This window comes from Halotolerantifilum yawarlongkerapense (assembly GCF_054506745.1).
Map to the genome: position 1 here is coordinate 247636 of NZ_CP199719.1, position 14511 is coordinate 262146.

13 protein-coding genes are annotated in these 14511 nt (G+C 53.9%); 3 read left to right on the forward strand and 10 right to left on the reverse strand.

Features of this window, described 5'->3' with window-relative positions:
* Positions 1–13: 13 nt before the first annotated feature.
* From miaB to ACULM0_RS01265, 9 genes are all read right to left on the reverse strand, one after another.
* A complete protein-coding gene (gene miaB, locus ACULM0_RS01225; protein WP_463679837.1) occupies positions 14–1375 on the reverse strand; it encodes a tRNA (N6-isopentenyl adenosine(37)-C2)-methylthiotransferase MiaB in 1362 nt (453 codons plus the stop codon).
* Positions 1376–1584: 209 nt separating this feature from the next.
* On the reverse strand, positions 1585–2880 hold the full coding sequence (locus ACULM0_RS01230; RefSeq protein ID WP_463678639.1) for a hypothetical protein: 1296 nt from the start codon (positions 2878–2880) through the stop codon (positions 1585–1587).
* Positions 2881–2935: 55 nt separating this feature from the next.
* Entirely contained in the window at positions 2936–4204 is a 1269-nt protein-coding gene (locus tag ACULM0_RS01235) for an amidohydrolase (protein WP_463678640.1), read from the reverse strand.
* On the reverse strand, positions 4201–5397 hold the full coding sequence (locus ACULM0_RS01240) for a M20 metallopeptidase family protein (protein WP_463678641.1): 1197 nt from the start codon (positions 5395–5397) through the stop codon (positions 4201–4203). The genes ACULM0_RS01235 and ACULM0_RS01240 overlap by 4 nt, the downstream gene beginning before the upstream one ends.
* A gap of 57 nt (positions 5398–5454) precedes the next feature.
* Positions 5455–6981, reverse strand: a complete 1527-nt coding sequence (locus ACULM0_RS01245; RefSeq protein WP_463678642.1) for an AbgT family transporter — start codon at positions 6979–6981, stop codon at positions 5455–5457.
* Between the two features lie 210 nt (positions 6982–7191).
* Positions 7192–8448 (reverse strand): dicarboxylate/amino acid:cation symporter, encoded by a 1257-nt coding sequence (locus ACULM0_RS01250; protein WP_463678643.1) that lies wholly within the window; start codon positions 8446–8448, stop codon positions 7192–7194.
* The gene (gene cuyB, locus ACULM0_RS01255) at positions 8445–9131 is read right to left on the reverse strand and encodes a cysteate racemase (RefSeq protein WP_463678644.1); all 687 of its coding nucleotides are present in this window, start codon (positions 9129–9131) and stop codon (positions 8445–8447) included. Before cuyB ends, ACULM0_RS01250 begins: the two co-directional genes overlap by 4 nt.
* An 83-nt stretch (positions 9132–9214) precedes the next feature.
* Complete coding sequence (locus ACULM0_RS01260; protein ID WP_463678645.1) at positions 9215–10108, reverse strand: response regulator; 894 nt, start codon at positions 10106–10108, stop codon at positions 9215–9217.
* Positions 10109–10120: 12 nt separating this feature from the next.
* Positions 10121–11380 (reverse strand): sensor histidine kinase, encoded by a 1260-nt coding sequence (locus ACULM0_RS01265; RefSeq protein WP_463678646.1) that lies wholly within the window; start codon positions 11378–11380, stop codon positions 10121–10123.
* Positions 11381–11475: 95 nt separating this feature from the next.
* Here ACULM0_RS01265 and ACULM0_RS01270 point away from each other — a divergent pair, with 95 nt between their 5' ends.
* The 3 genes from ACULM0_RS01270 to ACULM0_RS01280 all read left to right on the forward strand — a co-directional run bounded on the left by ACULM0_RS01270 (position 11476) and on the right by ACULM0_RS01280 (position 13617).
* Complete coding sequence (locus tag ACULM0_RS01270) at positions 11476–11880, forward strand: hypothetical protein (protein ID WP_463678647.1); 405 nt, start codon at positions 11476–11478, stop codon at positions 11878–11880.
* Positions 11877–12344, forward strand: coding sequence for a hypothetical protein (locus tag ACULM0_RS01275; RefSeq protein WP_463678648.1), 468 nt, complete (start codon positions 11877–11879; stop codon positions 12342–12344). The genes ACULM0_RS01270 and ACULM0_RS01275 overlap by 4 nt, the downstream gene beginning before the upstream one ends.
* 73 nt (positions 12345–12417) lie before the next feature.
* Entirely contained in the window at positions 12418–13617 is a 1200-nt protein-coding gene (locus ACULM0_RS01280) for a pyridoxal phosphate-dependent aminotransferase (RefSeq protein ID WP_463678649.1), read from the forward strand.
* Between the two features lie 75 nt (positions 13618–13692).
* Here ACULM0_RS01280 and ACULM0_RS01285 read toward each other — a convergent pair whose 3' ends face one another.
* The gene (locus ACULM0_RS01285; protein ID WP_463678650.1) at positions 13693–14472 is read right to left on the reverse strand and encodes a CheR family methyltransferase; all 780 of its coding nucleotides are present in this window, start codon (positions 14470–14472) and stop codon (positions 13693–13695) included.
* Positions 14473–14511: the final 39 nt, after the last annotated feature.

Sequence of the window (14511 nt, forward strand, 5' to 3'; positions counted from 1 at the left end):
TCCCTCCTTTTTATCAATTGACGTCTTGTGTTTCTATGGGCACGCCGCTTAGCGAGAATCCCCGTGAACCAGTGATCCGAACGGTGATGAGTCTTCCGATGAGCGATTCATCACCCGGTAGCTGGACGGTGATGTGATTGCCCGTGCGACCGAGGACATAGCCTTCCTTGCGGCTGAGATTTTCCACCAGCACCCCGTGCACTTGTCCTACGCGGGCGGCATTTTTCTCGCGTACGATCTCGTTGACCCGGTCGAGCAGGCGGTCGAAGCGCTCCTTCTTGAGGGCCTCTGGAATCTGCCCTTCGTGGGTGGCCGCCGGCGTCCCTTCCCGCGGCGAGTAGAGGAAGGTAAAAGCGGCATCGTAACGGATCTGAGAGAGGGTCTCGAGGGTATTCTCGAAGTCCTCATTGGTCTCCCCGGGGAATCCAACAATCAGATCCGTCGTGAGGGTCAAGTCGGGCATCAGCTCCCGCGCATAGGCCACCTTGTCCCGGTAGGCCTCTACGGTGTAGCGGCGGTTCATGGCCGCTAGTAGCGCGTCTGATCCAGCTTGAATCGGCAGGTGCAGGTGGTGGCAAAGCTTGGGCAGACGCGCCATGGTTTCAATCAACTCCCGGGAGATGTCCTTGGGGTGACTGGTCATGAAGCGGATGCGGTCTAGGCCCTCCACGGCGTTGACCTGCTCGAGGAGACCCGCGAAGGACAGCGGTACTTCTAGGGTCTTTCCATAGGAATTGACATTCTGTCCGAGGAGCGTGACTTCTTTCACCCCACCCTCGACCAGCGTCCGCACCTCCGCCAAGATGTCCTCGGGTGTACGGCTTCGCTCGCGCCCCCGGGTGTAGGGCACGATACAATAGGTACAGAAATTATTGCAACCGTACATGATGTTTACGTAGGCCCGCGTGTCGAATTTGCGGTCCACGGGCAGGTCCTCGATCACTTGACCGTCCACATCCCAGACATCGATCACGCTTTCGCTACCGTCGAGTGCCTCGTGTAGCAGCGACGGAAAGACGTGGACATTATGGGTGCCGAAGACCAGATCCACGTATCGGTAGCGCGCCTTGATCTCCTCAACCACGTGGGGTTGCTGCATCATACAGCCGCAGACCCCGATCACGGTATCGGGACTTTTTTCCTTTACCGTTTTGGCGCGGCCGAGGTTACCGTAGACCTTGAGCTCGGCATTCTCCCTGACGGCGCAGGTGTTGAAAAGGATGAGCCTAGCGTCATCCATCTGATCCGTTTCCTCATAACCCATCCGGTGGGCCATGGCGAGGAGTTTCTCCGAATCGTGCTCGTTCATCTGGCATCCGTAGGTGGCAAGGTAGACCTTGGGCTTTTCATTCTTTTCTGAGTTGAGCTTAAACATTTCCTGCATGACGACCTGATTTTTCAAAAGGATATCGTCGTTTTCCCTGATGATTTTACTCACGTATATCGACTCCATTTCTGTTGACTTCGCATCTAAAAATTTTATCACATCCGGCGCCATTTGAAAAGAAACCCCTCGGTTTCCCCCCTGGGTCTAAACTATGAAAAACCCCTGAAGCTCGGTGCTCCAGGGGAAAAGTCAACTTGTCACTCCACGTGCTCACGCGAAAGATCGATTTCATAGATTTTTCTCGGTCGCCCTGTTTTGTTGGGACTTTCATGGGCCACGATCTCAGCGTACCCCTTGTCTTCAAAATTCTTGAGGATCCGGCGTGCGCTTCTAGGGCTAATCTCGAGAACAGTAGCGAACTCCTCGGCAGAGAAGCGACGGTTATTCGTCGCGTCAATCAACGCTTGAATCTTCCCAACGTAGGCGGTGCTTAGACCGAGGTCTGCAGCTACGCGCTTGATCATCGGGTTGGTCTCCTGTAGCTGGTAGCTCAGGGTCAACTGGCTATCCCTGATCGGCCCGTGCAATCTGCCATCACTCTCCATACGATACAAGCAGACCCCTTGATGGCCAATCGCCCTGTTGAGGGCAAGCCGTGCGTTCATCTCAGCCCTGTGCACCGTATTGCCATATCCGAGCCCTGCCGAGAAGGACTGCGTGATCTTCGAGAGCGTTCGCAGGAGTGTGGATTCAAAATGCTCCGCCTCGATCACACCGCGGGTAGCGAAGAGTAAAAACTCATCATGACCAAGGGGATGAAAGGTGCCGAAGACTTGGTTGGCCAGGGTGATCAGCCCGTTTTCAAATCGATTGCGTAGTTTCAAAAACTGATAGTCGGCGGCCCCTTCGTTCTTGAGTTTCAAGATGATCACGGAAAGCTGAGCAGCCCGTTGCCGCTGTACGTCTCCAATGTAGAGGGCCTTCAGTAGATTCTCGCGGATCACATAGAGCGTAGGCAAGACCTTGTAACTGCAGATGTCATTGTCACGGAGCATTTGGTGCGTACGCGAGAGACCAGTAATGGCCACTTGCGTTTGCCTGCTGTTGATATATGCGATGTGCTTATTCGCCAAATCCTCATAGCTGTCCTGCGCATCGTAATCTATGATTTCAATGCGTTCAAACTGAAAACCGAGTTCTTCCGCAATTTCCAGGACATCTTGAAGATCCACTGAATCTACGCTCAGCCGTCGATAGGGTAATCCACGGTTTTTTAGATCCCACAGGATACGGGCTAGGCTAAGACCTATGCGGGGTATGAAGAGCGCTGGTTTGGTAATCACACCAGCGCGACTCGCTATCCGATAGGGGATGATGCCCGAGTACAGCAAAACTTCCACTTCATTTTGTATTTTTTTCGTCAGTTCGACCGTTTCTTCCTTCACATCGTAAACACCCAGGACGAGGTCAAATTCCTCTTCCATGGATTCCTTGGCATGAGCGATACGATCGAGCGAGTCCTTTGGACCGATGACACCTATTCTTATGGCCATATTCTCCCTCCCCTGATACTCATTATACCATAAGGGGCGAGGTGTCTAGCACAGCTTAAGGTGTGATCCTTTCAATGATACCAGCAAAAACCCTTACCGCTTTTTTCAACACACGCTCATCAAAATCAAAGGAACGGTTGTGATGATCGGCCTCTAGAGCCGTGGCGAACACCATGTATAGGGCTTTTCCTCCCCGGTCCTCAACCCGCTTCATCATGAAGCTGGCGTCTTCGCTTCCACCGAGCGTGTCAGCCCGATCGATGACACGGCTGAACCCAGCTTTATCGCCGAGCGACGCTGCGATCTTCGCCAGTTCTTCCGAAGAGTTGGCACGTGTCGCTGCCCCCATCCTTTCTACATGGCAGGTGACATCGTAGATACTAGCGACACCTTCGACCACACGATACATCTCTTGCACCATGTATTCATTTAGCTCCGCTGTACTACCTCGCGTCTCTAAGACCAACTTCCCTTCGTCGGCGATTACATTACGACCGCTTCCTGCCTGGAGTTTTCCAACGTTGATCCGCGTGGCACCCTCACCATGTCTGGGGATCGCGTGCAGCTGTAGGGCGGCCGTAGCAGCAGCCAAGAGTGCATTGCGACCGCGATTCGGACTCATCCCGGCATGCACGGATTTCCCTCTGTACAACACATCGAATTTTGAAGTGGACAAGAAGTCTCCTACGTTAGCAAAAAGGGTATCTTCGCCACTGTAGATACCCACATGACCGGCTAAGAAGTAGGCGCAGTCATCAACCACTCCGGCGTCCACCATGCTCACGGCTCCTTTTACCCCTTCTTCTGCCGGCTGAAAGATTAGTTTCACGCGTCCGGACCAGCGATTGGTATGCTCTACCAGCCACTTCGCCAAACCCAGCCCAATGGCAATATGTCCGTCATGACCACAGGCGTGCATCAAGCCTGGATGTTCCGAGTGAAAATGCTCCTCATAGGGAAGATGTCCACTGGACAGCTCCTCCTGCACCTCCACACAGTCGATATCAAAGCGGCAGCCGATCGTCGGCCCCTCGCCGTTTTCGAGGATGCCCACTGCTCCGGTGAAACCATCCTTCATCGCCGCGAGAAGCGCGGGGTCCACCCCCGCTTCTCTTGCACGTTCGAAAGCCGCTTGGTCTACCTCTGGACTGGGAAGGCCCATGCGTTCGTCTTCACTAAGGATCTCGCGACCCAGTAGAACTCGATAACCCAGGGTGTTGAGAGTTTCAACAATCTTTGCCGTCGTCTGATACTCTGTGAACCCCACCTCAGGGATCGCATGGAAGGCTCTCCTCCACTCCACCAATTGTCTCTCATCGATCACTTTAAATCACTCCCCAGCCTGAGTGCCAAAGTAGTAAAAGCAGCCACTCCTGTACTTAAGACCCGATCGTCGAAATCAAACTTCGGATTGTGCACCTGCACGGTGTTTCCATCCTCTTTATCATACCCCAAAAAGAGGAAGACAGACGGTATCTCTTTTGCGAAAAAAGCAAAGTCTTCCCCCCCGGGTGCACCTCGATCGACACGAATCACGCGCTCATTTCCCAACAAGTCATCAAGTATGGGGAACACACGCTCGACTAGTGCGTCGTCATTGACAAGCGGAGGGTAGGTCATTTTGTAATCGAGCTCGACTGTGGTTTCAAAGGCTTCGGTCGTGTGCTCGGTGAGGCGTTTGACCTTCTCGTAGACTTTTTGACGTACTTCTTCGGAAAAGGTGCGTACCGTTCCTTCTATCCTGACGGTTTCAGGAATCACGTTATAGCGTGTTCCACCGTGGAAAACGCCGACCGTAACAACGGCCTGCTCAAAGGGATCGATATTCCGCGAAACAATACTCTGTAAGGATGTCACCAGATGCGCGCCGGCTAGGATCGGATCAATCCCTGTATGCGGCATCGAGGCATGGGCACCCTTGCCTCTGATCGTCATGATAAAGGGATCGGACGAGGCCATCAGAGGACCCGCTTTCGTTCCGATCGTACCAAAGGGAAGCGAAGGCCACAGGTGCATACCGAGCATGCAGTCCACATCAGGATTCTTCAAAACACCATCGGCGATCATATGTTGCGCGCCACCACCGTGGGGCGCATCCTCCTCGGCCGGTTGAAAAATCAATTTGATCGTCCCGTGGATTTCTTCACGCATTTCATGGAGCAAGCGAGCGGCTCCGAGACCCATTGCGGTATGTCCATCGTGTCCGCAAGCATGCATGACCCCCTTGTTCTGGGAGACGTACTCGTGGTCATTTTCCTCTTGCATTTCCAAAGCATCCATATCGAAGCGAAGACCAATCGTTGGTCCCGGATGATTACCGCGGATCAAGCCACAAAGGCCCGTCACATAGTACCCCTCTTCCACTTCTATACCCATGGACTCCAGGGTGCGCTTCACATAGGCAGAGGTTTTGTGCTCACTGCGACTGGGTTCTGGATGCTTGTGCAGGGTACGTCGGTGATCGATGATCCAATCGCCGATATCCTTTGCCCTCTCCTCTATTCTTTCGATATCCATAATCTCCTCCTCGTTTCACAAGTACAGGGAAAAAGAGAAAGCAAGAATGCTTTCTCTCTACCCGAAAATCCCGGCGCCTGGACCAAGCGGTAGGTTGAGTAAATACCAGACAATCAGTTGTAGGATCCATACGACCCCGAAAACCATGGCAAATGGAATCGTGAGGCTCATGGCCGTTCCAATCCCCGTATCATCATCATACCTTTTAAAGAAGCCCAGGAGTATGGGAAAGTACGGGAACAGCGGTGTGATCAAATTCGTTGTAGAATCTCCGATCCTGTAGGCTATCTGAGCGAAGGCCGGCGAGTAGTCGAGCATCATGAACATCGGCACAAAGACCGGCGCCAACAGTGCCCACTTGGCCGAACCACTTCCGATGAAAAGGTTGACGACCATGGTGAACAAAATCACGAGAATAATCATCGGTAGGCCCGTGAAGTTCAACATATTCAGTAGATTACCCAGGGAAACGGCTAGGATCAGACCAATATTCGTCCAGTTGAAGTAATTGATAAACTGGGCGATGATGAAGACCAGCACGATGTATCCCGACATATCCTTCATGGCTACACCCATCAGACGTGGTACATCACTTTCCGATTTGATGATCCCCACAGTCCGTCCAAAGGTAATACCGATGATCAAGAACCAGAGGAAGATGAAGGTTACGATACCACTGAGAAAGGGTGAAGGAACGATACCCCCCTCGGGGTTTCTGAAAGGTGATCCCGCTGGCAAGAGAGCAAGCACAACGATACCCCAGTAGAGAAGTGTTGCCAGTCCCACTTTCTTGAGACCTTTCGACTCCACTTCGGTCACTTCCATGGTCTCTTCAATCTCGCCAAGGGGTCCTTTGGGCTCATAAGGACCCATGCGTTTTTCCATGATCGACGTTACCCAAACACCGGCGATGGTCAATAGGAAGGTCGATACAATCATGAAATAGTAGTTGACCGCTGGAGACACTTCGACGGCGGGATCAATAATACGTGCTACCTCTTCAGTGATACCCGCCAGCAAGGCATCGGTCCCAACAATCAAAAGATTGGCCGTAAAACCCGCGCAGGCAGCCGAGTAACCGACGGCGATCCCCAGCAGAGGATTCTTCTTTGCTCCGTAGAAGATCGCACCCGCAAGCGGTGGAATGATGATGACGGCTGCGTCCGAAGCAATATTACCACAAATACCAACGATGAAGATTGCCGCGACCAAAAGTTTCTCTGGAGCACCCATGATGAACTTTTTCATGAATGCATTCATGAGTCCCGTTTGCTCGGCCAATCCAATCCCCAGCATCATGGTGAGGACGAGACCCAAGGGTTTAAAACCGGCAAAGTTAGACGTCAGGTTGATAAACATATACTGCAGGCCCTCTTTAGAAAAGAGACTTCTGGCTACAACCGGATCACCGCTCGTCGGATGACTCACCTGTACGTTCAATACCCCCATAAGAACAGATAGTAAAATGACAAAGGCTGTGAGCATGACGAATAGCGTGAAGGGATGCGGTAACTTGTTCCCCGCCCTTTCGATACCATCGAGCGCTCGATAGAATAATGACTTCTTTTCCTTAGGTTTTGACATGACGATCCCCCTTTTGGTTTTGGTCATATTATAGTCATGACCGATAACCCGACTATAGCATTTTTGTTACAGAATCGTCAATGATTTTCAGGGAAGCTGATTGACTCTTCTGAAAATGAGAATATGGATCATTTTATCGAGGGATTTGAACACGAAAAAACCCGGACTGATCGTCCGGGTTTTTCCATAAGCTTGCTCGTTCAGTTTTTCCTATAGGTCCTCGAGGGAGTTGAAGATCTCCTCGTTGAGTTCCCCTTCTGATTTAGCAATGATCGCCGTACAAACGGCGTCGCCTGTGATATTGATTGCCGTACGGCTCATATCGAGGATACGGTCGATACCCATGACGAGCGCGATGGCTTCAACGGGCAGACCCACCTGCTGGAGTACCATGGACAGCATGATCAGGCCAACGCCCGGTACGCCCGCCGTTCCGATGGAGGCCAGCGTGGCCGTGAGCACAACGCTCACCAGAGCCGAGAGACCCAACGGTACACCGTAGAGCTGGGCGATGAAGATGGTGGCCACACCCTGCATGATCGCTGTACCATCCATGTTGATGGTAGCGCCGAGTGGCAGTGTGAAGGAGGCCACATTAGAAGATACCCCGAGGCGTCTCTCTGTCGTCTCGATTGTCACCGGCAGCGTGGCCGATGAACTGGCCGTCGTGAAGGCCACAACCATAGCCGGGTAGAAGTTCTTAAAGAACTGGATGGGGCTGAGACGCGTGAACAGGAAGAAAAGTCCCTGATAGGTGATGAGCGCGTGGATCAGGAGGGCCCCGATAACCGTCAGCATGTAGGCAGCCAGCGGTCCGAAGGCCGCCCACCCCAGCGTGGAGAAGGTATTGGCCACCAGCGCGAAGACACCGTAGGGTGCAAGGCGCAGGATCAGGCTGACCATCTTGAGGATGACTTCGTTGAGTTCGTGGAAAAGATCGATGACCTTTTGAGCCTTGTCACCGAGTACCGTCAGCGCTGTTCCCGTGAGAAGCGCGAAGACGATGATCTGGAGCATATCCCCGTTGGCCATGGCTGCGATCGGATTGGTCGGCACCATGTTCACGAGCACGTCGACGAAAGGTGGGGCTTCGGCAGCAGCAAACTCGATGCCTTCTCTGTTCAGCTCAAGACCCGTTCCAGGCTGGACGATCGTCGCGAGGGCCATGGCGATCACGATGGCGATAGCCGTGGTCACGAGATAGAAACCGATGGTTTTCGAGCCGATCCGGCCGAGCTTCTTGATGTCGCCTATTGCAGCGGCACCGACGGTCAACGAAACGAAGACCAGTGGTACTACCATCATCTTGATGGCATTGATAAAGGTACTTCCCACTAACTTGAATAAAAATCCGATAATATAATCACGGATGAATGGCGTGTTGCTCATGGGATAGAGAAGTCCCCCGACAATGGCACCGAGTACCAGCGCGATGAGAATTCTGGTGGTCAACTGTTTTCTTTTCATGTGTTACCCCCTTGTGAGATGAGTGAAGCACCGGCGTGTTCGATGAGCGCTCTTGCGAGACAGGTCATGGGATCGATGGCGGTCGTCTCCCTGTAGATCGTGGAGAGTTCCGTGCAACCGATCACCATGGGTAGTCCCGCTTGAAGAAAATCCTCCATGAGTTGATCTGCCTGTTCCCGAAAAGGTTTTCCCGCTTTCACCGAATAAATCAGCCCCATCAGTCGGCGCTGTTGTTCTTTAGCTGGCGTGACCACGGCGATACCCTTCTCACCGAGCTTGCGGTGGTAGAGTCCCGTGTCGATGGTGCCGTCGGTGGCAAGGAGCAGGATTTTTTGTCGGTGGCTTTCGGCGATCCGGGCGGCTGTCAGTCCGATCATGTCGTAGATCGGTACATCGGTCGTCCGCTGCAGTTCGGGCAGGTAGTGGTGTGCCGTGTTGCAGGCGATGCCGATTGCGGATACACCACCCGATGCGAGGGTCGTGATCCCGCGGGTCATCAGATCCATCGGCGAGGGTCCCCTGCCGAGGATATGGGCGGTGCGGTCGGGAATCTGCGGGAGATTGTAAATCAAAAGGGGCACGTGTTCCTGGTCACGGGTCGCGTCGGTCATCTGTACGATTCTCTCGAAAAGCGATACTGTGGCCAGCGGGCCCATCCCGCCTAGCAGTCCGATCAGTTTCATGTTGAACCTCCTGGAGCGTTTGTTACATTATAGTAATGAAGCGACGAAATCCTACAGATTCTCTAGCAAATGTTACAAAGATTTTATGTAGAAGGATGTTTGACGATGACGACCAGCCCTTCTATGAACTTTTTGATATTCACTTTGCCGGTTTGACCACGGTTTCCCTTGAGATAATCCATGTGTTTGCGTACCTCGAGAAAGTCAAAGAGGCTCGAGGCATAGCGTGTGAAATGATCGTTTGTATAATCCTCGAGGCCCAGTTGGGCGATGTTGGAGAGGGCCTTGACGACGACGCGACGGATACGCTGTTCGATGGTACGCGTGTGCTCCTGGCTACCCTCCTCACGAAGGGCTTTTTCCCGCAGGTACTCGTAGAGATCGTTGAGCTTGTAATGGATCACCTGCTTACGTTCACCGTCCTCCCACCCCACGAGATAGAGGATGATCTCGCGGATCTCCTGGGTTCCCGTTTCGCCTGAGAGACCCAGGTCAAAGAGCACGCGATCGAGCCGGTTCACGAGTTGCCTGTCCTCCGTATCCCGCTCCTCCTCAAAATCTTTGAGCGTGTGGAAGGCGGAGCGGAAGGAACGGATGATGCCCTGCATCTCCAGCTTCTCGTTCACACGGCCGAGTACGCTGATGACCTCTACCACGTTGATGGGCTTCTGGATAAAGAACTCGATCCCAGCATCGTAGGCCCTGGCGATCATGGTGTCCTTGTTGACCTCGCTGATCATCACCACCAGGGTGTTTTGACTCCGTAGCTTGACCTCACGCGTGAGCGCGATCCCATCGATCGTCGGAAGTAGCAGGTCGACGATCGCCACGTTAGGTTGCTTCTGTTCGACAGCCTCGAGAAAGGCGATGGGCTCATGAAAGGTACCCAAGACGATTCCGATGTCGTGCTTGTCGATGATCGTCCGCAGCATCCTCCCGATTCCCAGATCGTCGTCAATCGTCATGTAGCTAAACATACACTGGCCTCCCTACTCGTAGATCAGTCGGTTGATAGGCAGTGTCACGGTGAAGCACGTGCCACTACCGGCTTCGCTGGTGAAGCGGATGGTTCCGCCCAGGTGCTCTTCCACGAGATTTTTCACGTGCACAAGGCCGATGCCCGTGGACATTTTTCCCGATACGGGATTGTATTTCGTGGAAAAACCAGGTGTGAAGATCAACGCCTGGTCCTCCGAATCGATTCCCGGACCGTTGTCGGAAACGACGAGCACCAGGTGCTCCCGCTCCTCTAAGATCGACAGGAGAATAGTGCCGGTCCTATCGAAGGCTTCCGTTGCGTTGTGAACCAGGTTGTTGAGGATGGTGATCAGGGCGTAATGTTCCTGGGTGGCCAGGTGAGCGCGGATATCGAGGGTAAAGTCCACTTCTTTTCCCATGCTCCTGGCCACCTTGGCGCTATTCTCGGTGAGCAGGTGGGCCAGTTCCTCTAGCTGCATATGCTCCGTCCCGGTCTTCAAAAGCGTGTTCTCAAACCCAGCCACCACGCGGATATAGTCCTTTTTGATCTCGTGGATGTCCTTTGCGATGGTCAGTGCCTTCTCCCGGTTATGGGGTTCTTCGAGCACTTCGTAAAGATCATAGCTCAGCGCCATGGCGTTCTCGATGCCATGCACCGACTTTCTCAAGTAGTAGAGTTCCGCCTGCAGACGGGCTTCTTCGAGAAGCCGGTCCTTCATGTGGCGGAGGCGTTCTTTGTCCCGCATCCTGGCCAGGGCACTGCGCACCACGAGGCGTCCGACCACGGTGATAGCCGCCCGCATGATTCCGGTGATCAGAATCGAGGACACGATGGTCTCGAAGGGTGTCCCCTGCCACTCGCCCCTAGCCAGTACCTCCAGGATGTTCGGGATGACATCGGCCACCCAGAGACCCATGAGCAGGTAGAAGGGTTGTCCCTTCTTCTGTCTGAGCCGGAGGAGATCGAAGACAAGACCGTAGACGACGTAATAGAGGCATACGGGCAGATAGCGCAAGATCACCGAGGGAAAAGGATCGTAGGCGATGGTCATCGTGTGGATGATCCCACGGAAAAAAGTCATGGATAGACCGACGAAAAGTGTGGTACGCTTGATGGGAAGATCCTCAAGATCGAGCAGGAAGAGATTCAGGGCGATGACGGAGAAACTGAACCGAAACGCGGAGGAAAAGGGATTGAGATAAAACTGCCCGATAAAGGTCGTGGCCAGCACAACAATCAGCATGCGATCAATTCTTCCCATCTTGCCCATGGTCTCCCCCCCTACCATCAATGAGTTGCCTTCACCCTCTAGTATAGCGGTTTTTCTCCTTAACGAAAACCCCGGTTGAGAAAGGATACCCCCCCTTGTATACCCTGCTGAAGATCCTACGCCGTACGGGCGAACAACTTTATGATGCACTGGCCTTCCTCCTCGCCTTCTGGATTTTGTACAGTGTGGTCACCCCCCATCTCGATGTCGTGAGCCTGCGTAGCTTACTCACCGGGGCGACCTCGACCGTCGGTGCAATCCTGGCGGGCTCTGTGACCATCTTGCCGGCTTACGTCGCCTTCCCCCTGGTGAAGAACCTCACGGCCTACGGCCTGCCCCTTGCCCTTGCCGCCGGCTTCTCCACATCCCTGATGATGGTCAACCTCTTGACTTTTCCACTGGAATCTCATTACCTGGGTATCCGCTTCGCCCTCTTTCGCAACGCGATGGCCCTGCTCGCGGCCTTTACCACCGTACTGGTCTTCGGTGCTATCTCATGAAACACTTGAGACATCTCGCCCTAGTCTTGGTGCTGCTCTTCCTTGCCTATCGGGGAGAGCTCGTTATGCCCGACCTCGACCGGGCCGCCTTCTACCTGATCGGAATCGTGGGGATCTTCTTTCTCCTCTCGAGTCTGGAGATCCTCTTGCCTTCCGAACGCGTGGCCCATCATCTCGGAACCCAGACCGGAGGCCACGGGATCCTGGCAGCCCTCTTCATCGGCAGCACCATGGTCGGGGGTGCTCCCATGGTGCTGCCGGCTTCAAGGCTCCTGAGAAAGCGCGGCGCCCGGCCCATGAATGTGACCTTGGTGGTCGGTGGGGCCGGTGTCTGCAGGGTCTCCCTCCTCTTCTTTGAAGTGCAGTTCATGGGATGGATGGCCACCCTCCTGCGCCTGGGTATCGCCCTCACCTTCTTGTTGCTGACAGCTTATCTCGTGGAACGCTGGGGACTGCTCTCCTGAGCACAGGATTTACCATTTGTCCGTTATTCTTTATGGGATAAGGGTAACATAATGATAGATTAGGAGGTTCACCATGAAACTATCAAAGCGTATTCTCACCCTACAGGCCTCGCCCATCCGTAAGTTCGCGCCACTAGTCGGGGAGGCCGTGAAAGCAGGGAAAAAGGTCTATTCCCTTCATATCGGACAGCCGGAGATCGAGACCCCGGATGTCTTCTTCGAAGCCATCGGTAACTTCGACGAAAAGGTCCTGGGCTACGCACCGAGCCAGGGGCATCCTGCCCTCATCCGGGCTTTGGTCGCCTACTACGAGACCCATGGGATCACCTTCGGCGAACAGGAGGTCATGATCACCAACGGTGCTTCCGAGGCCCTCTTCTTTGCCCTGGCCGCCGTGGCCGATCCCGGGGATGAGGTACTGGTTCCCGAGCCCTATTACACGAATTACAATGGCTACTGCCAACTACAGCAGATTACAATCTGCCCGATCACCACCTACGCTGAGACGGGCTTCTGTCTCCCGCCACGGGAAGAAATCGAGTCACTCATCACAGAAAGGACCCGGGCCATCTTGCTCTCGAACCCAGGCAACCCCACCGGTGCTGTTTACTCAGAAGAAGAGGTGCGAACCGTGGCCACCATCGCCCTCCAGCACGATCTTTTTATCATTGCTGATGAGGTCTACCGTGAGTTTATCTATGATGACCTCACGTCCGTGAGCTTCGGCCAGCTTGAGAACGTGGCCGATCGTGTGATCCTCGTGGACAGCATCTCCAAGCGTTTCAGCGCCTGTGGCGCACGGATCGGTTCCATCGCCAGTCGAAACGAGCAACTGATGGCCGAACTCATGAAACTCGCGCAGTCGCGCCTTAGCGTCCCGACCCTCGAACAAGTGGGCGCTGCAGCACTCTATCGAATGGACCGTCGCTACTTTTCCGAAGTGAAGGCGACCTACAGCCGCAGATGCGATCTCGTTTTCCGCATGCTGAACGAAATGCCCGGGGTGCTGTGCAAGAAATCGCGTGGGGCCTTCTACACCATGGCCAAGCTCCCGGTAGAGGATGCAGAAGCCTTCGTCACTTGGTTGCTCACGGACTTCGGACGCGACGGGGAAACCGTCATGGTCGCACCGGCCGTAGATTTCTACGCCTCCGAGGGACTGGGAAAAGAGGAAATTCGTATCGCCTGTGTCCTCGAGGACCAAGCGCTCGAGCGGGCCATGGACCTCTTACGAGAGGCTCTCGCCCTCTACACCGGGGCAAATGAATCGTAAATCGATCTCCAGCAAGAAGCGCGCCATCTCAGACGAGAGATGGCGCGCTTCTTGTGTTTCTGATCCACCGGCGCATCAGAGCGAGGTGTTCTTCTTGTAAAAAAAGGTGCGCATGGATTCGAACTGATACTTCTGGGGGCTGATGATCTGTTCGGTGCTCCCGACGAAAAAGATCCCTCCCTCTCGGAGCGAGCCGTTGAACTTCTTGTACATCTCATCCTTCGCTTCTTCCGTGAAGTAGATCATCACGTTGCGACAGACGATCAGGTCGAAGCCGCTGGGGTAGGGATCCTTCAAGAGGTTCATACGCTTGAAGGTCACGCGTGACTTGATCTCATCGGTGATTTTAAAGGATGGTCCCACGGCCTCGAAGAACTTGGATTTCAAGCTGTCCGGTACGTTGGCGATGGACTTGGCCGAGTACACGCCCAAACGCGCCTTGTTCATCGCTTCTTCATCGAAATCCACAGCGTAGATCTCAATGTCCCTCAGGGGCAGGTGGCGGCTGAGACTCATCACCAGGGAGTAGGGTTCTTCTCCTGTGGAGCAGGCTGCGGACCAGATCTTGAGCTTGCGCCCGTGGGCGAGCAGGGCCGGGTAGACCTCTTTTTCGAGCACCTCCCACTGGTTCGGATTCCGATAGAACTCCGAGACGTTGATGGTGAGGTAATTGATGAACTCGTTGAACGCCTCTTCATCACTATCGATCATCCGAAAATAGGCATCGAAGGAGTCCTTCTGGTTGCGGCGGATGAGACTGATGATGCGACGTTTCATCTGTTTTTCTTTATAGAGGGAAAGGTCGAGATGCGTTTTCTTGAGCACCTTGGCCTTGAAAGCTTCGTATCCTTCCATGACTGCGATCCTCCTGTATTATGGATAGAGAAAAAGCCG

What these genes read in the sequence shown, in the direction of transcription:
- miaB (WP_463679837.1), bottom strand. Translation starts at nt 1,375, where the DNA reads ATGTTTAAGCTCAACTCAGAAAAGAATGAAAAGCCCAAGGTCTACCTT.
- ACULM0_RS01230 (WP_463678639.1), bottom strand. Translation starts at nt 2,880, where the DNA reads ATGGCCATAAGAATAGGTGTCATCGGTCCAAAGGACTCGCTCGATCGT.
- ACULM0_RS01240 (WP_463678641.1), bottom strand. Translation starts at nt 5,397, where the DNA reads ATGGATATCGAAAGAATAGAGGAGAGGGCAAAGGATATCGGCGATTGG.
- ACULM0_RS01245 (WP_463678642.1), bottom strand. Translation starts at nt 6,981, where the DNA reads ATGTCAAAACCTAAGGAAAAGAAGTCATTATTCTATCGAGCGCTCGAT.
- ACULM0_RS01250 (WP_463678643.1), bottom strand. Translation starts at nt 8,448, where the DNA reads ATGAAAAGAAAACAGTTGACCACCAGAATTCTCATCGCGCTGGTACTC.
- cuyB (WP_463678644.1), bottom strand. Translation starts at nt 9,131, where the DNA reads ATGAAACTGATCGGACTGCTAGGCGGGATGGGCCCGCTGGCCACAGTA.
- ACULM0_RS01260 (WP_463678645.1), bottom strand. Translation starts at nt 10,108, where the DNA reads ATGTTTAGCTACATGACGATTGACGACGATCTGGGAATCGGGAGGATG.
- ACULM0_RS01265 (WP_463678646.1), bottom strand. Translation starts at nt 11,380, where the DNA reads ATGGGCAAGATGGGAAGAATTGATCGCATGCTGATTGTTGTGCTGGCC.
- ACULM0_RS01275 (WP_463678648.1), top strand. Translation starts at nt 11,877, where the DNA reads ATGAAACACTTGAGACATCTCGCCCTAGTCTTGGTGCTGCTCTTCCTT.
- ACULM0_RS01280 (WP_463678649.1), top strand. Translation starts at nt 12,418, where the DNA reads ATGAAACTATCAAAGCGTATTCTCACCCTACAGGCCTCGCCCATCCGT.
- ACULM0_RS01285 (WP_463678650.1), bottom strand. Translation starts at nt 14,472, where the DNA reads ATGGAAGGATACGAAGCTTTCAAGGCCAAGGTGCTCAAGAAAACGCAT.